We start from the raw sequence: 18,075 nt of genomic DNA on the forward strand, positions 1-18,075 counted from the left end.
CGCCGGATAGATTCAAGCAAGCCAACTTGTCGTCAAAATCGGTGTTGCAAAAACGGGAGTGACCATAGATTCCGTTTGCCAAGCGGCCCCCATATTGAATGGCTGACGGTACTGGATTTCGATGAGATAAAAATAGACCGTATTTTTATTGCCAATATTGATGACCCGGTGAAGCGAGCGCTACTTGTTTCTGTGGTGAAAGGGTTACGTGGTACTGGCAAACCACTGGTGTTTGTAGGGGGGGAAACGCCAGGACAGTTTGAATTCGTCCGTTCTCTTGGCCTCGGTTACCTAGTTCAGGGCTGGTATACCGGAAAACCCGAAACAATATCTGCGATGAATATTCAGGGTTAAAACGATACGGGGCCCGGCCCGTATCGGCAACCCGACCCGTCAGCGTATCGCTTTCTGTCTGAAGCCGGTTCAGGTCGGCTTCTATCTGCGCGATGCGGCGGGAGATTTATTCAGAACGACTGCCGAAGTTCATCCGGCGAAGCTTATCCAGCTGCGCCTGCAGATGGTCTATTTCGCGCTCCCGGTCGGCCTGCTTTTCCAGCAGGGCGCGGTTCAGCGCTTCCTGTTCGGACAGGCGCTGTTTCAGCAGAAGGATGTCGTCAGGGGGAGGTGTTGTTCATAAGCCCGCATTTTACCAGGCTTATTCAACGACAACCAGGATAAAGAGGCCTACAACATGGTCAGGGACGTAAGCAGTCTTTTAGGCTGCCGCCAGTCGATGCCTTCCAGAAGCATTGCCAGCTGCGCCGGGGTCAGGAACACTTTGCCATCGCGGGCAGAGGGCCAGGCGAAGCGGCCGCGTTCCAGCCGGTTGGTCAGCAGGCACAGCCCGTCGCCGGTGGACCACAGCAGTTTGACCTTACTGCCGCTGCGGCCCCGGAAGATGAAGACATGGCCGGACATCGGGTCATCTTTCAGCATCGTCTGCACCTTTGCGGCGAGACCATTGAAGCCGTTGCGCATGTCGGTGATACCGGCAACCAGCCAGATTTTGGTGCCTGTTGGCAGGTGGTTATCACTTCTTTTATCTGTCCTGTGATGATCCTTATGACTTCGCCAGACTACTTCACCACACACATGGGTCTGCCAGATACCGGTTCGGGATGGATTTCCGCTTCTACGCTGAACACCGTCTTTAGAAGCTCTGGTTTCATCACTGCTTCCGGAGCACCTTGCGCCATCACGCGACCGCTTGCCAGTACCACCAGATGATCGCAATAGCGGCTGGCCTGATTCAGATCGTGGAGTACCGTCACTACGGTTTTCCCCTGCCTTTTGAGTTCAACCATCAGGCGCATCAGTTCAACCTGATGATTGATATCGAGGTAGGTCGTAGGCTCATCAAGAAGAATGAGTGGGGTATCCTGTGCCAACACCATCGCCAGAAACGCACGCTGGCGCTGGCCGCCGGAAAGCTGGGTTAACCTGCGGTCAGCCAGATTGCGCGTCCGGGTCTGACTCATTGCCACGTTGACCCGCTCGTTGTCTTCCGCGGAGAGTCGCCCCCACAACGACAGCCACGGGCTGCGGCCGTAGGAAACCAGTTCCCGTACAGTGATCCCCTCGGGGGATAAATGGTGTTGCGGCAGTAAAGCCAGGCGGCGAGCCAGCTGGCGGGCGGAAAAACCGGCTATGGGTTTTTCATCAAGCAATATCTCGCCAGAGTCTGGTGTTAACAGGCGAGAAAAACAGTTCAACAGCGTCGATTTCCCGCAACCGTTAGGGCCGAGCAGGGCCGTGATTTTTCCGGCAGGCAGGGCGAGAGAAAGTCCATCCAGCACGGTTTGTGCGCCATAGCTGACGGTCAGATTTTCAGTACGTAATCTCATTTATCGCATTCTCACAAGCAGCCAGACAAACCACGGTGCGCCGATAATGGCGGTCAGCACGCCTGCCGGAAGCTCCAGCGGCGGATGAATGATTCGTGCCAGCAGATCGGCAATGACCAGCAACAACGCGCCCGTCAGGGCCGAAACGGGCATCAGCCAGCGGTGACGCCCGCCGGCGATCCTGCGCACCATGTGCGGCACGACGAGACCAATAAAACTTATCGGGCCACAGACGGCCACGCCGGTTGCTGTCATCGCGACAGCCAGCATCAGCCCCTGGAACCGGGTGCGCTGAACCGACACGCCGAGCGTGGCTGCTCGTGCATCGCCCAGCGCCAGCAGGTCGAGATCGCGACAAAAGCGCAGGCTCAGCGGCAAAAACAGAATGAGCAACGGCACGGCAATCTTCACAAAGTGCCAGTCGCGCCCCCATAAGCTACCCGTCAGCCACAGCAGGGCACTGTTTACATCCTGCGGGTGCAGGAGCATCAGGTAATCCGTCAGGCTCGCCCAGCAGGCGGAAAGCGCCACGCCGGTGAGCGCCAGCTTCATCGGCTGGTGGGTCTTTGCCAGCATCTTCAGCAAGATCAACCCCGCCATACCGCCCGCAAAGGCCAGCAGCGGCAGCACCATCACGGATAGTGATGGCATAAGAAGCAGTGCTCCCACAGAGGCAAGGCTGGCGGCATGGTTAATGCCGAGAATATCCGGTGATGCTAGCGGGTTACGCACAATCCCCTGTACCAGCACGCCCGCCACGGCGAGGGCTGCACCGACAAACAGTGCCAGCAGCAAGCGCGGCAGTCGGTACTCCATCAATACATAATAATGCTCGCGTCCGTCCTGCCAGTCGGTCAGCAGCGCGCGCCACGGCACGGGGATCACCCCCATATGGAGTGATAACAGCGCACAGCCTGCCAGGGCAAGGGTGATGAAAATGACCAGCGCAATTTTCATCCTCGCCTCCTCACCAGCCAGACAAAGCAAGGACTGCCAATCAGCGCCAGCACTGCGCCTGCGGGCAGATCGCCGGGGAAGGCCAGCGCGCGTGCGAGTACATCTGCCATCAGCATCAGCGTGGCCCCCAGCAGCATGCTCACCGGCAGTACGTTGCGCTGATCGAAGCCTGCCCAGAAGCGCGCCAGATGTGGCACCAGCAGGCCGATAAACGCCACCGGACCTGCCACACTGACGCACGCGCCAACCAGAAGCAGCACTAACATATTGATGATCAAACGTAGTCTCGGCAGGTTCACTCCCAGCGTATGGGCGGTACTGTCGCTGACGTTGAGCAGGTTCAGTTGATTCGCCAGCAGCAACACGACAGGGACTGCAGTGACCACCACCGGCAAGAGCTGCCAGACATCCTGCCAGTGGGCGTGGGACACTCCGCCTGCCAGCCAGTAAAAGATGCCGTAAGCATGATCTTCGGCCAGCAGCAGGGTGATGCGGGTCAGGGCCATACAAAAGGCCGACAGCGCGATACCCGCGAGGATCAGTTTGTTTCTGTCCTGGGTATGACGAAACCCGCCTCCTGCGGTCATGACCAGCAGCCAGCTCACGCCGCCCCCGCATGCCGCGATGAACGACAGGGAATAGCCTGCAACCGGCGTCGGACTCAGCGCGCTGGTAAGCGCCATAGCCAGCGCCGCGCCGCTGTTAATGCCGAGCAGTGAAGGAGAGGCCATTGGGTTGTGGGTCAGGGTTTGCAGCAGCGTGCCCGCGAGCGCCAGGCTTGCGCCGATCAGAACGGCGACCAGGCTTCGCGGCAAACGAAGGTTTTGCACCAGCGCTTCTGGTAGCGTTGGCGTGTGTCCAGGCAGCAGGGCGCGGATTGCGTCTGCTCCGGAAACAGGAATGGCCGAGTAGCAAAACAGACTCAGCCAGAAAATAATAATAAGTACTGCAACGGGAAGCCCCGACAGCAGCACCGGGTGTTTTAGCGCGGTCATTTCACATCGGTAAGCGGCTGATGGTGGGAGATTTTTACCGTGTCAGCGGCAATACGCTCTGCGGCAAAAATACCGCGCATCCGCGCCCAGGCGTTACTGTCGACTGAAGCAACCTGCTGCTTCTGCGCGGCGGTTAATATCTGCCAGAGCGGATCTTGTTGCCAGCGTTTAACAATGCTCTCTTCGCGATAGTGGGCAACCAGCAGCCAGGCAGGATTGACCGCCAGCAGTTGCTCCAGGCCGATGGACGGCATGGACGCGCCCGCCATCGCAGCGGGAACGTTCAGCCCCAGAGAAGCCAGCACGCTGCCGGTCCAGGTCTCCTGGGTATGCAGGTTGAATAGCTGTTCGCGTGATGTGCCAAAGGCCACGCGTGTCCCTGTGGGAAGCTGGCTGGCCCACTGCGCCATCTTCTCTTTATGTTGTTCCAGACGCGCCTGCATCTCTCGTTTTTTACCTACCACTTCGCCGATGATAGCCGCTGAGTGCAAATTTTCAGCGTAGGTTTCGTTGCGGGACTTAAGCAGCAGTACCGGCGCGATTTGCTGCAAGGCGGTGTAAATCCCCGCATGGCGACTGCTGTCGGCAATGATCAGGTCTGGTTTCAGGGCAGCAATGGCTTCCAGGCTCGGCTGCGCGCGCGTTCCGACGGACTGCCACGGTTTCAGGTGCGCACGCACTTCGGGCAGGATGCGTTTTGCATCGTTATCGTCGGCAATACCGATCGGGCTGACGTCCACGGCGGCCAGCGCATCGGCGAACGAGAGTTCCAGCACCACAATCCGTTGTGGCGTTTTATCGAGTGTAAACGTGCCGTGTTCGTCCTGAACCGTGGCGGCAAAGGCGTGGCCGATCACCAGCAGCAGGCCTGCAAAAAGAAAACGGATAAATGCCAACATATTCACATTCCAGCTAAAAGCCCGGCAAGCCGGGCGTTAACACATCAGAACTTCAACGACCCCTGCATATACAGCGTGCGCGGCTGGCCTGCTTAGATGCCTTTGTTGTTGTCGTCATAAGAGCGGATGAAGTAGTCCTGGTCGAAGATGTTTTTCACACCGAACGCCAGGTTCAGATCTGCCATCTGCGGGCCAAAGTCATACGCCACGCGTGCGCCCCAGAGCATGAAGCCGGGAATGCGGCCGGTACTGCCGTCGGCGCTCTCTTTCACCGTATTGGCGTTATCCGCAAACTGGCTGGACTGGAAATCGCTGTTCAGATTGAACGTCCAGTTGCCCGGCTTGTAGTCCACGCCCAGCGTGCCTTTATGTTTCGGGGAGAATGGCACCTGATTGCCATAGGTGTCGCCTTTCTCGCGGATTTCCGCGTTCACATACGCATAGCTGGCGTAGACGGAAACGTTATCAAGCGTTGGCGTTAGCGTACCCAGGTCGTAACGTGCCTGCGTTTCCAGCCCGGTATGGCGCGTTTTGCCACGTGCAGTGACGGTGTCGTTGGTCTGGTTGGAGTCGTACTGATTGTTAAAGTTAATCAGGAACAGCCCCATTTCCGCCGTCAGCGCGCCGTCGTCGTAGCGGGTACCGAGTTCCCAGGTTCGCGCTTTTTCCGGTTCCACATTGCCGCTTTGCACAGCCTTGCCAATCTGGCTGTACTGTACGGTGCCGAACGAGCCTTCAGTGTTTGCATAAAGATTCCAGCTGTCAGTCAGGTGATAGAGCACGTTCAACGCCGGAAGCGGTGCGTTATAGCTTACCTCTTCGTGCGTGCCTTTGATGGCGTTGTTCTGGTATGACTCGATATGTTCGAAACGCATACCCGGCGTGATGGTCCAGTTGCCGATGTCGATTTTGTCATCCAGATACCAGGCGTGCGCCTCGGTGCCGGAACGCGTGTCGCGGTCGTAAGGGCTTGAGCCGGACGGCAACTGCCCGCTGCTGGTGGCGGTGTAGTAACGCATTTCATGCGTTGATTCATTCACATAGCGATAGCCCACGCCCACTTCGTGCGCGGAAGGGCCGATCATAAAGCTCTGGCTGTAGCGTGGCTCAATACCGCGCACCCAGTAGTTACGCGGCGAGAGGGTGATGCGTTTGCCTTGCTCCAGGTAGCCGCTGCGCAGGGTTTGGGTGTAGAACCCCAGAATGTTGAATTTATGCTGGCTGTCCGGCTGGAACTGGTAGCCCAGGCTCGCCAGCTTGCGACGGCCCCAGAAGCGGTCATACGGGCGGGTGGATTGCCAGCGATCGGCGTCGTAATCCGCGCGGGACAGGCCGCCGGGCATGTCGGCTTCACCATCGTAATATTGCAGCAGGCTGTTGAAGGTGTGCACCTCATTCGGCGCATATTTGCTTTTCAGCATCAGGTCGTCGATGCGGGTGGCGCTGTGCTCGCGCCAGTCACTGCCGCGCGTGCCGGAGTAGAGCAGCGCGGTGCCAAAACCGTTGTCCGCTGTGCCGCCCACCATCAGGTTGTGCGTCTCTTTCGGGTTGTTTTGTGAAGAGGTTGGGCTGAGCTGACCTTCCACCCCCGCCTCGATACCAAAGTCCTGCGGAATGGCGCGGGTAACAAAGTTCACCACGCCGCCCACGCTCTGCGGTCCGTAACGCACCGCACCACCACCGCGCACCACGTCAATGGCATCCATGTTGCCGAGCGAAACGGGAGCCAGTGAAAGCTGCGGCTGACCGTAAGGGGCAAAGGGGACGGGGATGCCGTCCATCAGGACGGTCGAGCGGCTGGCGAGGCGTGGGTTCAGGCCCCGGATGCCAAAGTTCATCGCCAGGTCGTGGCTGCCGGTGCCGTTGTTTTCCGGCGCGCTGACGCCAGGGATGCGGTTAAGCACCTCACGCATGGTGGTTGCGCCGGTTTTGGCGAAATCCTCACGGCGGATCACGTCACGCGCGCCAGCATGTTCAAATACGTCGTTTTCACGCGCATCGCCCAGCCAGTCGCCGACCACGGTCAGGGCATCTTCTTTTGGCGCGGGCGCGGGCTCCAGCGTCCAGCTGTTATTTCCCAGCGGTTTTACCTGCAGTCCGCTGCCGTCCAGCAGCTGTTGCAGGCCGCTCTCGACGTCGTAATCTCCGTGCAGGCCGTTGCTCTGCTTGCCGCGCGTCAGGCTGGCGTCAACCGAGAGGGTAATTCCGCTGTGTGCGGCATACTGATTGAGCGCTTTGTCGAGCGATCCCGGTGCGATATCAACCTGTGCAGCAAAAGCGGAAAACGAGAGACCGGCCAGCGGCAGCAGGCTCAGGCGAATGGCGTTAACCAAAGGAGTTGTTTTACGAAAAACGCGTAACGGCGTCATACCTTCTCCATCATCATTTTTGTTGTGTTCAGCTATGAGTCGAACGAGAAGGGTAAAAAGGACAATCGAAATGAGAAATATTTTTCTTACAGCGGTGAAATGTTTATCCAGTACCGCGTAATAGACTGAATTTTAACGGGAAGCGTTTGAGCGATAACGTTCAGGATCGCATCGGTATTTTTCAGCGGGAACGTCCCGCTCAGGCGCAGCCCGGCAACGGCGGGATCGCAGCGCAGAACGCCGTTGCGGTAACGGCTTAGCGTGGCTATCACCTCACCCAGCGGTTTATCGCTGAAGCTCAGGATGCCCTTCGTCCAGCTTGTACTCTCGTCATCCAGCGGTTTCACTGCGCCAAACTCAGAGGCGCTGAACTGCAGGCTTTCACCAGCGTTCACGATGCGTTTTTGCGCGGGGGCACTGGCGAGAAGCACTTCCACGGCGTGCTGCTGCACGTCAAGCTGCGTGAAATTATCCTGCTGGCGGACGGTAAATTCTGTCCCTAAAGCGGTGAGTTGGCCCTGACGGGTCAGGACGCGGAAGGGGCGTTGCTGCGCATCTTTCGCGGTAGTAATGGCGATTTCACCGTACCAGAGCCGGACGGTGCGCTGATGCGCATCATAACGCACATCCGCCGCGCTTTGGGTATTCAGCGTGAGCAGGGAGCCATCTTCCAGTTGCTGACGGCTGACTGCGCCTTTGGCGGTGCGGTAATCTGCCCGCAGACCTTCGCCGGTTTCCGACTGCCAGAGTTGCCAGCCTCCGCCAGCGCCGAGCAACAGCAGTAATCCTTTCATCACGTGACGGCGGGTGAGGCGGGTATCGTGCAGCGCCCGGCTGGCAACGTCGCCAGGCACACCGCCAAGCTGGTTGCGCAGGTTTTCAACCTGCTGCCAGGCCCACTGGTTATCCTGATCCTGTTCATACCACTGTTGCCAGCGCGCTTCCTGTTGTGGGCTGACGCGCTCGCCGCTTAGCACGGCATACCAGTGGGAAGCTGAACGCAGCGCCTGACGGCGGGAATCGGTTAACGAAGGATTCATAACCCATGCTCCAGACGAAACAGCAGGCAGTGCTCGACGGCTTTCGCCACGTATTTTTTCACGGAGCTGACGGAAACACCGAGTTTGTGCGCAATCTCGCTGTATGTCAGGCCATCCAGTTGCGAAAGCAGAAACGCTTCACGTGTTTTTCCGTTTAGCCCGTCCAGCATGCTGTCGACGAGTTGTAGGGTCTCGAGCTGGCTTTCGCGTTCCTCAGGTGAAGGCGCTACCCCCTCCGGCATAAGCGCCAGCATCTCCAGATACGCTTTTTCCAGCGCGTTTCGGCGAAACAGGTCCACCATCACGCGTTTGGCGATAGTGCACAGGAAAGAGCGAGGATCGCGGATCGTCGAGAGCGTTTCGCTGCTCATTACCCGCAAAAAAGTGTCCTGGGCAATGTCATCTGCATCAAAGGCAGACTGGAGTTTGCGCGTCAGCCAACTTTTCAACCAGCCGTGATGGGTGCCATAAAGCGACTCGAACGTTAAGGAAGCTGTGGTAGTGGCACGGTCAGACATGCGGAGTGCATCAAAAGTTAATTATCACGTAGCCATATTAATATGAGAATGGTTATCATTACAATTGGAAATAAAATTGTTTCCAATAAACATTTTTAACATGTTGTTTTTCTAAGTGTTATAAGGTAGGTATAAAATGGGATGGATCCTCTGCTTCTGGCATCTGTCGGTCAGAATGACATCATGATGTGGTCTGCTATTATTGACATCCTCCCCGCCCTTTAGGGCGGGGAGGATGTCAACTATGAGTGTTGCCTGAAATGTCGCCAGCCCCCGGTACAGCAGAAGTATCTCGGGCTTTCTGCGTTTGCTCCTGGTGGGTATGGCCCCCGCAAGCGGGGGTTATTGCTAACTGTCGTTTCAACAAAAAGTAACTTTTTTCACTTTGCCCCTCAGTACAAATTAGGGGCTTGCCGCGGATGTACCATGCCTGAATATCTTCGAGTGATGATTTGGTGCGGCTTTGTTGAATAAATCAGATTTCGGGTTCCACCTGACTGACCTGCTGCCAGAGCGGGGCGTGATGCTCCGGCACGGTCTGCCAGCCGGATGCAGCCGAACAGAGACGGTGCGATGCCATCTGCTGCTCATTACTGTAGATCCGCAGTTCATCATCCAGCGAAATCCGTATTGATACCGGCTGGCCACACAGGCTTTCCGGCACGCTGTAACGGTTTCCGCCAACCTCGATATAGCCATCCCAGGAGACATGACGGATATCGAAGTAGCTGGTATCGAAGTCCGTATCCGGCAACGGCTGCAGATGCTCCTGTTCCTGCGTGAAGCGCTGTTCCGGTGTCTGCCTGAACTGGCGAAGTTCCCGCCTGTCGGCAACGTCAGCCATCCACTGCTCCAGTAGCTGATTAACCTGGGCGAAGCTGTCGAACCGGCGGTACCGGACGAAGAAGTTCTCCTTGAGGTATTTCACCATCCGCTCCACCTTACCTTTGGTTCTGGCCCTTCGTGGACGGCATGCCCGTGGCAGGAAGCCATAGTGATCGGCCAGCAGCAGGAACCCGGAGTTGAACACCATCTTCCCGTTGTTATTTTTCAGCACTGCGGCTTTCTGATTATCGACCAGCACGGTTTTCACGCTGCCGCCGAAGTAGCGGAAGGCGCGGACCAGTGACTCATAGGTATGTTCAGCATCCTGCTTTGGTGCCGCGAAGACATGGAAGCGACGTGAGAACCCCAGCGTGTTAACCGCGAAGTTAACCCTGCATCGTTGCCCGGCAACCTCAGCCTCAACTTCTCCCCAGTCATGCTGGAGCTGGTAACCGGGCTGAGTTTCGAAGCGAACCGTTTTCTTCGATGGCCGCATCTTACGTTTTGGCTGGATGTAGTAACGCAACATGGAGCGTCCGCCGGTATAACCCATCGCTTTGATTTCCGCGAGGATGACCTCGCCGTTCCAGACATTCTCAGCCAGACGCATGTCGATATAGTCCATGAACGGCCTGAGTTTGGCCTGAAGTGGTCAACAAAAACTGGCCACCGCGTTAGAGTTTTTCCAGTATCGGTTTTCTGATTCGTTTGGCGGTAACCCACCATTATATTCGTGCGGTCTTAGTGCGCTGTAATATCCAACTATATAGTCCGTTATTGCGTGAGCTGCATCGCTGAAGCTTACATAGCCCGTCGCCGGCACCCATTCGTTCTTCAGACTCCTGAAGAAGCGCTCCATTGGGCTGTTATCCCAGCAGTTTCCACGCCGACTCATACTCTGCCTGATCCGGTATCGCCACAGTAACTGCCGGAACTGCCTGCTCGTATAATGGCTGCCTTGGACGCCCTTCTAAGAGTCAAGCTGTTATCGGGATACTGTTGATCCGCCTGTTTTGATTGCGCAGTAACGTGTAAACTTCGCGGGAGATATATCGCTTTAGACAGCGTATCGCTTCCATTTTTGTATGTCCTTCGGCTACACGCCTGGCGACATATTCCTTTGTTTTTGCGTCAGTTCGTAAGCGTCCGATGGCGATGATGTGAAGTGCACTATTTGCAGCACGATCTCCACCACGATTAAGTCGGTAACGGTTCGTTTTTCCAGAAGAAACGGGGACCGGGCTGACACCACACAGTGCCGCAAATCCTGATTCTGATCTTAACCGTTGAGGATTGTCTCCGGCAGTGATCAGCAACTGTGAAGCGCTTTCGTATCCGATAGCATTACGTTTAATCAGCTCAGGTGCCAACTCGTCGACAATTGCCGCAATCATGACATCCAGATCAGCGATTTCGTCATGTAACTCGAGATAGCGTCGGGCAAGGGACTTTAATGAAATGCGATAAACGTTGGTTACATTGCGGTATTTACTGGCATCAGGTCTCCAGGAACCCAGGGTCCTGATGAGCTGCATGCGCGTCATATTTCTGAGCTGTTCACGTAATTCATCCGGGGCAGAGATAATATTTGAATGGATAATCTGGAGAGCGACTCTGCGGGCTGATATTGCTGTTTTTCGGCAAGTTTTTAATACCCGCAGGGACTCAATCATGCCATCACGCGTTTTGGGAGTAACTGTCCTGATGCCTGAGAATGCTGCATGAGCGGCACATTCAGCATCAATTGTGTCACTTTTACCCCGTTTGCGTCGCTCCATCCGGTCTGGAGCAGTCACCTCAAGAACTTCTAACCCGGCGTTCTGAAAATAACGAAGCAAACCGGAACCATAGGTACCTGTGCACTCAACACCAATTCGCTTTAATGTCCCAAACGAGGTCATCCATGCCAGCATCTGCCGGTAACCTTGTCGTGTTGTGGAGAAATACTGAGTCCCAAGGACTTTATTGTTCTGATCTACGACAGCGGCAACGTGCAAATCTTTATGTGTATCCATGCCACCCACAACGGCAGCTTCGGTAACTTTATCAACCATGACAGAGCTCCTGTGAGGAAACAGAGTTGAATCTCCAGACAGATAACCCGGACAGGACAGTAACGAGACAAGCCGTCAGGCCCTTCTTGAGTCACGCGCATCGGTGAGGAGATGCCTCGCATGAAGGCGCTTCCGGCAACCGACGGGTCCAGGGCAGGACACAAAAGGTCGATCGCTGTGTGAGTCAGGATGCGGGAAGGTCTTCACTGCATCAGTAATCACACCAATCTGGTTAAACGGCAAACTAAGTGGTGGTAAAGACTGATATCGGCATTATTACTGTCACTATGGAACATCACTCCGGCTGGTTTACCGCGAGCTTCCCACGCCATTTCCAGCGCTTTGATGGTCAGCTTGCTGTCCGGCGAGAATGACATTGCCCAGCCCACCGGTTTCCTTGCGAACATATCGAGAACAACGGCGAGGTACGCCCAGCGTTTACCTGTCCAGATATACGTCACATCGCCGCACCACACTTGGTAGGTTCTGTCACTGCGAACTGTCGCTCAAGGTGATTCGGGATAACGATGTGTTCATGACCACCACGTTTATACCGGTGGGTAGGCTGCTGACAACTCACCAGCCCCAGTTCTTTCATAAGCCTGCCAGCAAGCCAGCGTCCCATTTTGAAGTCTCTCAGGGTTGCCATGATGGCGATACTTCTTGCGCCAGCAGAGCCGTGGCTGATGCCATGCAGTTCAAGTACCTGACTGCGTAATACAGCCCGTCTGCCGTCTGGCTTTTCAGGACGGTTTTTCCAGTATTTGTAGCTGCTGCGATGAACCCCGAACACATGGCAGAGAGTGGCCACAGGATAACGCGCCCTGAGTTTCCCGATTATCGAGAACTGTTCAGGGAGTCTGACATCAAGAGCGCGGTAGCCTTTTTTAATATTTCATTTTCCATTTCAATACGTTGTAGCTTTTTCCTGAGCTCACGGATTTCAATTTGTTCCGGGGTAATGGGGGAGGCTTTTGGTGTTTTGCCCTGCCGTTCATCACGTAATTGTTTCACCCATCGCGTCATTGTGGAAAGGCCGACATCCATAGCGCTGGCTGCATCTGCCTCGGTGTAGTTCTGGTCAACGACCAGTTGAGCGGATTCGCGTTTAAACTCTGCGCTGAAATTTCTTTTTTTCATTATGACACCTGTGTTGTTCTGAGGTGAGCATATCACCTCTGTTCAGGTGGCCAAATTCAGTAAACCACTTCAGTATAACGTCAAGTCGAGTGTTAAACGAATTGTAGCTTCTGTTAAGGAGGGTAAAAGAGTTGCTTTCATTGCTCACCAAAATTTAGAGTTGAGGGATGTCGTGGTATCAATGTTCAGCTCAATGCTTCCAGAACAGTCGCGCGTAATACATGGCCCATTTGGTTTTGGCATGGATACTGAGATTGAATTTATTAAGAAGCGAAACAGTGCTGACGAAGGTTATCTCGTTATTTTTCTTAATCAGCAAGACTCTTACTCATGGTTAAAACTTATCGCGGGTGATTCACCTGAAAAAGCAATTGCGTACAACTTTGACTTCATCCCTGATCTGGAGAGTGAACATGAAACTAAATGAGACGTCTGGCGTATGCGAAGATGTGCATCTAAATACATTTGTCATCGACCCGGCAACAGCCCGACGTTTTGAGTGCGTTAAAGAGATGGTTCGTAAGCAGGGGTTCAATAACATCACGGAGCCGGAAATCATTGATGCCATATTGTCTGAAATAACAGCTGCAGATGCAGCCGGAATTTTTATTGAGTACAAGTTAAAAGCCACCAAACCTTTGCTTTCTACAGATTAGGGCTTTACAGAGCTTTTTTTTATGTTTTCATATTCATAAATTAGAAAATGAGAACCAGTAAATTGAATATGATTTTAAAAGAAGAAATTGTTTTGGGTATCTACAGCTGGCTTCATATGACTCCGGTCAGCATGCTGGTAAGAAACATAACCAGCGATCAGGGAGGGGATTACGCGATCGTCCGCTTTACCGTCGATAGCCGGGGGGTCCAGATGGGGCCTAAGGCACAGGGCCAGCTTCTTTGTTCATTCGGGTTTAATGTAAAGGAATCCTGTGAGGCCGACCCTAAAGACGGTCCAGGCCTCATAAAGGCCGAAATGATGAACGGTGTTATGCAGCTGGTACCGGAATGCATTGAGCTCACAGACAGCCAAACCCAGGCAATCAGGAAAGAAGTAACCGTGTTTAACAGGGTCTGTGCAATGCAACTCCTGGGGGGGCATGGGAATGCAAGGTCTCTGTGGGAGAAAGAAATTCTTCCCCGGATGAAAGTGCGCAGACAACTACATTGAGGCAAGGCGATGAGCAAAGTGCATTGTATTAGTGGTATTACCTGGAAAAACTCCGATAGCGCGTCTTTCAAAGTATATGCCAGCATTGCTGCTGTATTCAGCCTTGGCCTGGTCACAGCTACCGTCAGGAACTATGAAATTCTACAACTGACTGTTCCGTATACCTGGTATGTTTTCTTCACTGCATTCTGGCTTCTGTTCCCGTCCTTTACGGTCTCTTTCCGGGAGCGGGAAGGGCGTCTGTTTACCTCGATGGGTTTTTACGGGTTAAAACTGTTCACTCTCGATCGCCCTGTCTCCGATGGGTACTGGCTGGTCACGATGGAGAAAAACCGTTATCGCCTCGTCAGAGTATGCAGGGACGGGCGACGCCAGCCTGTATGGCTGACGTTTAAGTCTTTACCAGAGTTTGTTTAACGATTACCGTCGCACGTTCAGGAATACGATACGGGAGACGATATGAATACTGACTTTGCCCATTACAACGAAGAGCAACTACGCAAACTCGGTGAGCTGCACAGTTTACTCCGTCACAGCGATATCGGCTCATCTTACCTTGCCACGCTCCCGGAGCCCCGTAGTGTTGAGGAGTTGAATCCTCCACAGGAAATCAATGTGACTCATTCGGTACCCGACGTCGACACCCTGGTGGATATTTACCGGCAGCAGCGGGTTGATAAAGTCCATGTCAGGGATGAGCATTATTCAACCAAAATCACCCGAAAATATCCCGGGTTCGTTGTGGTCAGAAACAATCATGATCAGGTGATGTCGCTGGTGGGTGAAATCAACCGGCTTCGCGACAAATTTGCTGAGGCTGTAAAAGCTATCACTCATTACCAGGACTCCCGGTCAGAAATTCTGCATCAGGTTTACCCGTGGCTGGTGACTTTACAGGTGTCCCGTAATATCCGGATCGTTACTGAGCAAATTCGCTCCCTGGGGTTCACCTGGCAAATCCCTGTCATTCATAAATTTACCCGGCTGGAAACGGTTATCGACCGCTTACGCAGGGAGATAACTGAGCTCCAGCCGGATATCAGTCTGACAAAACAGGATGTTGAACGGCTGAAACAGGAACGAACCGAAGAAATCATGATGCTGTCGTTGCTCAATGATGAAGTGAGTCATGACGATGAAAATTTGAGAAAATTTCGGCTTATCCGGGAAAGTAACTTTCCGGCTGTTAACGTCAATATCCGGTACACCAGTCCTGAAGATCCAGATGATGTTCATGGGCCGTACAAACTCAACTTTCGCGCGCCTTTACCATTAATTTTGTTCAGCGAACCGGGCCGGTTTAATCCGTTAAAAAATTACGTAAAAGGTGAAAGGCAGAAGCGCGGCGATTTTAATGAAAAATATCGTTCTGTCCTGCCCCGTATAGGGCTGGTGGAAGTCATCAGGGAGTCAAAATGAGCCGGATTTTAACCGGGATTTGTGAAGCTGATCCGGCCAGGAGGTTATACAAAGTGGCCGTCAGTAGGGGAAACACTTTTCTGTCTGCAAAAGAACGTTTCCGTGTACAGGTCTGTTTCAAAAATGCCATAACACATCCAGATGAAGATCGGCTGCTGGCCGAGCTGTTGACTGTTCATCACTTCCTGGCTGACACCTCTATTTTATGGCATATGGAGCAAAAAACTTATGCATGCACCACGACATGGGCCACCACGTCCACATGGCTGCCAGAGATATATCAGCGTCAGGCCAGCACGCCCAATGTGGTAAAGATTATCAAATTTATGCACGCCCGGTTTCCAGGCCTTAAAACGGTTGCAGAAACAAATGAGCAGGGTTACGAACAGGCGCTTACCAGTGTGGATTTTGAAATTCCTTACTGGCCGGTGCTGCCGAAATTCGAATCTGATATAGGAACGATACAGGTAACGATTGCCGGGATGATCCGTTACACAGAAACGATGAGCAATAAAGATTGTAAAACCCCTCTCGACTTAATGATAAAAAGTTTTAAGTCAGGGTTGATCCCGATAGAGAAAATGCCGTTGAGTAAGACTGAAAGGCTTATGCCTCTGAATATCAACACCGCTGGTAAGATATTTACACACGCGACATGGCCGAGATGTCGTTACATTTTCGTACCGGATGAGGCGGGAGTAATGAAACTGGTTAACGTGGTCAAATTAAGATTAAAGCCTCTGGAGGAAAAATGACTTACGCTATTTTCTTGTTAGTAACTGCTGTTTGTGCATTCGGATTAAATTATCTGACAAACAAAATCTGTTCCGGTACGGGTATGATTAACCAGAGTGGAGGCTCTAATGTACACGCCTTACGGTGTATCACATCGTTCCTCCTTCTCCTTGTCTCACTCTGGCTTCCTGTCAAACCTGCCGTGATCAATCTGGCAGTAGAGTTTGCTGCACTGGTGAATTTTATTGCATCTGTCACTCTCTATACCGTTGCAAATTTCCGGGAAAAACGGAGATTAAAAAAACAAAGAAAAGAAGAAAAAGCTGCTCAAAAAGGATAATCCATGATATCGCCTCTCATTTTCCTTCGTGAGACGCACCAGAACTGATTCAGGCACAGGGTAACGTATTTTCCGGTTTCCTGGCTGCCTTCGCAATTATTCCGAGCAGGGAGCAATGTCAACCGTTTTTAAATATCATCCGGAGTTTTCATGAATAATAAAAGAACGATTACCACTCGAGAGCAGATTAAAATTAATGGGGAAATTCGTGAGAGAACAGCAACCCATATTGTTACCGGTGCTCATGGGTACGAAACCCTTTGCATAAGTGGTTATATTGTCGAACATAACGAGATGGGTGAGGTTATCCATAACAGCGAAAAGTTAGCGGAAGATTTGTTACCTGTTACCTGCCCCACATGCAGGGTCATTTGGTATCACACCCATGAATTTACACTCGATGATTTTGACAGTCTTTCAGGAAAAGGGGATTTTGTTGTGACAGATTTGAAAGAACTGAATATCTGAAAAGTTCATAAGTGACCAGCGCTCAGAAACATGTTGCTGAGTGCTGGCGTTTCTCTCAGTAAAATCTATATGTCGTCCAGATGATTACGCATAAAGCTTACCATGGCTTTTTCACTGGCAAGATATCCACGGATATAACGGAAGACCATCTTTGGATCAGACCAGTTCCCCATCTCGGTAATCTTTTCCAGGGAGTACCCGGCCTTAAACAGCTCTATGGCTCCCCCCACACGCACACTGTGTCCTGTCCATGTCCGGTACCGCCCGGACTGTCGGTTACTGTCGCTGACCTTCCCGGCAATCCCCCAGAGGCGTGCAAATGCCTGGTTCAGTGAATTAGAGGACAGCATTCCAACATCTTCCCGTGATACCTTTGATTCATTCTGTAACTGCGTCAGTAACCCCTCACTGAATCCTGCTTTGACCAGCATCCTGTCTATGGATTTACCCCGGGATAGCTTACTGCTGGTGGACGGGAAATATCGGTTCGTATGGATGTTTACAGGCTGAAAAAGAAAACGGTGCCCGAAGGTTTCGGTATCGGTGTATTCCACCGTCTCAATCAACCGTCTGACATGCTGACTGCATTGTGGTGAGAGCTGAAATGTCAGGTTACTTGAAAGGCTTGTCTTGGTCCGCATGACATCCAGAAGGTAACAGGACGTGTCATCTTGCCATTTCAGGTCGCCGGTTTTAATCCTTCGAATTTCCACGTTACGCAGCAGGGTTTCAAACCCAACCCATATCATTGCAAGGTCCCGTATGTCTCTCAGGTCGTCGCTTTTATGCAGCGACCGGCGAAGAATATTGAGATCGGATATAAGAAATGGAAGGGCCTGACCGGTGACGATTTTTTTCTCATTCTCCCGCGCCCGCCATACCTGAACCAGTGCTTTTATCAGAACGTTGCGGAAGTCTGGAAAACCCAGGCTGCTGTTAACGCTTGAAAGGCATGCAATAAAATGAGAGATAGTCGCCATTTTAACGGATCCATTCAGCCCATTAATATAGCGCTCGACATCAACCGCTGTGACCGGGAAGGGGGTCAGACCGTGCCTGGCGCACCATGCAGACCAGACACTCGTGACCCTTAACTGACTTCTGGCCGTATTGTACCGGCGAAACCGCAACAGCTTGAGTGCATCCAGAGCACTTATGTCATCGGTTCGTGAGATAGCAACCAGTTTGGTTTTATCTGTCATGGGAAGATCTCATGTCTTTTCACTGATGTCGCGGTAGGGATACCCGTTACCGGATACCCCCCGCACAGATCCCGGCGTGCGCGATTTACGCACCGGGCTCCT

Annotated in this window: 19 protein-coding genes and 4 pseudogenes; 9 read left to right on the forward strand and 14 right to left on the reverse strand. The window is 53.1% G+C overall.

Annotated elements, in window-relative coordinates:
- Nucleotides 1-354 (forward strand): EAL domain-containing protein (locus tag L2I46_RS27595; RefSeq protein ID WP_236948375.1); only part of this gene is annotated, 354 nt, incomplete at its 5' end.
- A 22-nt stretch (nucleotides 355-376) separates the two neighbouring features.
- Here the strand turns inward: L2I46_RS27595 and L2I46_RS27600 are convergent.
- From L2I46_RS27600 to L2I46_RS27665, 13 genes and pseudogenes are all read right to left on the reverse strand, one after another.
- A pseudogene (locus tag L2I46_RS27600) lies at nucleotides 377-635 on the reverse strand (IS66 family transposase); the annotation flags it as partial.
- A 49-nt stretch (nucleotides 636-684) separates the two neighbouring features.
- Nucleotides 685-1,023 carry an IS66 family insertion sequence element accessory protein TnpB gene (gene tnpB / locus L2I46_RS27605; protein ID WP_032414410.1) on the reverse strand — a complete coding sequence of 113 codons (339 nt, stop codon included), beginning with the start codon at nucleotides 1,021-1,023 and terminating at the stop codon, nucleotides 685-687.
- Nucleotides 1,024-1,076: 53 nt separating this feature from the next.
- Nucleotides 1,077-1,844, reverse strand: a complete 768-nt coding sequence (gene fecE / locus L2I46_RS27610; RefSeq protein WP_004152282.1) for a Fe(3+) dicitrate ABC transporter ATP-binding protein FecE — start codon at nucleotides 1,842-1,844, stop codon at nucleotides 1,077-1,079.
- Nucleotides 1,845-2,801, reverse strand: a complete 957-nt coding sequence (gene fecD, locus L2I46_RS27615) for a Fe(3+) dicitrate ABC transporter permease subunit FecD (protein ID WP_004118246.1) — start codon at nucleotides 2,799-2,801, stop codon at nucleotides 1,845-1,847.
- Nucleotides 2,798-3,796, reverse strand: coding sequence for an iron-dicitrate ABC transporter permease FecC (gene fecC, locus L2I46_RS27620; RefSeq protein WP_023287169.1), 999 nt, complete (start codon nucleotides 3,794-3,796; stop codon nucleotides 2,798-2,800). Before fecC ends, fecD begins: the two co-directional genes overlap by 4 nt.
- Nucleotides 3,793-4,695 (reverse strand): Fe(3+) dicitrate ABC transporter substrate-binding protein FecB, encoded by a 903-nt coding sequence (fecB, locus tag L2I46_RS27625; RefSeq protein WP_023287170.1) that lies wholly within the window; start codon nucleotides 4,693-4,695, stop codon nucleotides 3,793-3,795. The genes fecC and fecB overlap by 4 nt, the downstream gene beginning before the upstream one ends.
- 92 nt (nucleotides 4,696-4,787) lie before the next feature.
- On the reverse strand, nucleotides 4,788-7,064 hold the full coding sequence (fecA, locus tag L2I46_RS27630) for a TonB-dependent Fe(3+) dicitrate receptor FecA (RefSeq protein WP_236948376.1): 2,277 nt from the start codon (nucleotides 7,062-7,064) through the stop codon (nucleotides 4,788-4,790).
- Nucleotides 7,065-7,150: 86 nt separating this feature from the next.
- Nucleotides 7,151-8,104 (reverse strand): ferric citrate uptake sigma factor regulator FecR, encoded by a 954-nt coding sequence (gene fecR / locus L2I46_RS27635; protein WP_017146590.1) that lies wholly within the window; start codon nucleotides 8,102-8,104, stop codon nucleotides 7,151-7,153.
- Nucleotides 8,101-8,622, reverse strand: a complete 522-nt coding sequence (fecI, locus tag L2I46_RS27640; protein WP_004118235.1) for an RNA polymerase sigma factor FecI — start codon at nucleotides 8,620-8,622, stop codon at nucleotides 8,101-8,103. The genes fecR and fecI overlap by 4 nt, the downstream gene beginning before the upstream one ends.
- 475 nt (nucleotides 8,623-9,097) lie before the next feature.
- Nucleotides 9,098-10,090, reverse strand: a pseudogene (gene istA, locus L2I46_RS27650) (IS21 family transposase); the annotation flags it as partial.
- Nucleotides 10,091-10,099: 9 nt separating this feature from the next.
- Nucleotides 10,100-10,408, reverse strand: a pseudogene (locus L2I46_RS27655) (integrase core domain-containing protein); the annotation flags it as partial.
- Between the two features lie 16 nt (nucleotides 10,409-10,424).
- Nucleotides 10,425-11,501: an IS110 family transposase gene (locus L2I46_RS27660; protein WP_045372268.1), complete on the reverse strand. Its 1,077-nt coding sequence runs from the start codon at nucleotides 11,499-11,501 to the stop codon at nucleotides 10,425-10,427.
- 272 nt (nucleotides 11,502-11,773) lie between these two features.
- A pseudogene (locus L2I46_RS27665) lies at nucleotides 11,774-12,641 on the reverse strand (IS3 family transposase); the annotation flags it as partial.
- A 181-nt stretch (nucleotides 12,642-12,822) separates the two neighbouring features.
- Between L2I46_RS27665 and L2I46_RS27670 the strand changes: the two are divergent.
- The 8 genes from L2I46_RS27670 (at nucleotide 12,823) to L2I46_RS27705 (ending at nucleotide 16,771) form a co-directional block, all read left to right on the forward strand.
- Nucleotides 12,823-13,068: a hypothetical protein gene (locus L2I46_RS27670; protein WP_223856648.1), complete on the forward strand. Its 246-nt coding sequence runs from the start codon at nucleotides 12,823-12,825 to the stop codon at nucleotides 13,066-13,068.
- Nucleotides 13,055-13,297 (forward strand): hypothetical protein, encoded by a 243-nt coding sequence (locus tag L2I46_RS27675; protein ID WP_004181763.1) that lies wholly within the window; start codon nucleotides 13,055-13,057, stop codon nucleotides 13,295-13,297. The genes L2I46_RS27670 and L2I46_RS27675 overlap by 14 nt, the downstream gene beginning before the upstream one ends.
- Nucleotides 13,298-13,344: 47 nt before the next feature.
- Complete coding sequence (locus L2I46_RS27680) at nucleotides 13,345-13,809, forward strand: hypothetical protein (protein ID WP_004181762.1); 465 nt, start codon at nucleotides 13,345-13,347, stop codon at nucleotides 13,807-13,809.
- A gap of 9 nt (nucleotides 13,810-13,818) precedes the next feature.
- Entirely contained in the window at nucleotides 13,819-14,226 is a 408-nt protein-coding gene (locus L2I46_RS27685) for a hypothetical protein (RefSeq protein WP_004186937.1), read from the forward strand.
- A gap of 42 nt (nucleotides 14,227-14,268) precedes the next feature.
- Nucleotides 14,269-15,228, forward strand: coding sequence for a DNA replication terminus site-binding protein (locus L2I46_RS27690; protein WP_048984469.1), 960 nt, complete (start codon nucleotides 14,269-14,271; stop codon nucleotides 15,226-15,228).
- On the forward strand, nucleotides 15,225-15,983 hold the full coding sequence (locus tag L2I46_RS27695; RefSeq protein ID WP_004181760.1) for a hypothetical protein: 759 nt from the start codon (nucleotides 15,225-15,227) through the stop codon (nucleotides 15,981-15,983). Before L2I46_RS27690 ends, L2I46_RS27695 begins: the two co-directional genes overlap by 4 nt.
- Nucleotides 15,980-16,303: a hypothetical protein gene (locus L2I46_RS27700; RefSeq protein WP_004197568.1), complete on the forward strand. Its 324-nt coding sequence runs from the start codon at nucleotides 15,980-15,982 to the stop codon at nucleotides 16,301-16,303. The genes L2I46_RS27695 and L2I46_RS27700 overlap by 4 nt, the downstream gene beginning before the upstream one ends.
- Before the next feature lie 150 nt (nucleotides 16,304-16,453).
- Complete coding sequence (locus L2I46_RS27705) at nucleotides 16,454-16,771, forward strand: hypothetical protein (RefSeq protein ID WP_004026552.1); 318 nt, start codon at nucleotides 16,454-16,456, stop codon at nucleotides 16,769-16,771.
- Between the two features lie 65 nt (nucleotides 16,772-16,836).
- Here the strand turns inward: L2I46_RS27705 and L2I46_RS27710 are convergent, their stop codons facing one another.
- Entirely contained in the window at nucleotides 16,837-17,973 is a 1,137-nt protein-coding gene (locus tag L2I46_RS27710; protein ID WP_049006636.1) for a tyrosine-type recombinase/integrase, read from the reverse strand.
- Nucleotides 17,974-18,075 lie beyond the last annotated feature (102 nt).

Source organism: Klebsiella sp. 2019SCSN059 (assembly GCF_021739525.1).
In the GTDB taxonomy this organism is placed as follows: domain Bacteria; phylum Pseudomonadota; class Gammaproteobacteria; order Enterobacterales; family Enterobacteriaceae; genus Klebsiella; species Klebsiella quasipneumoniae.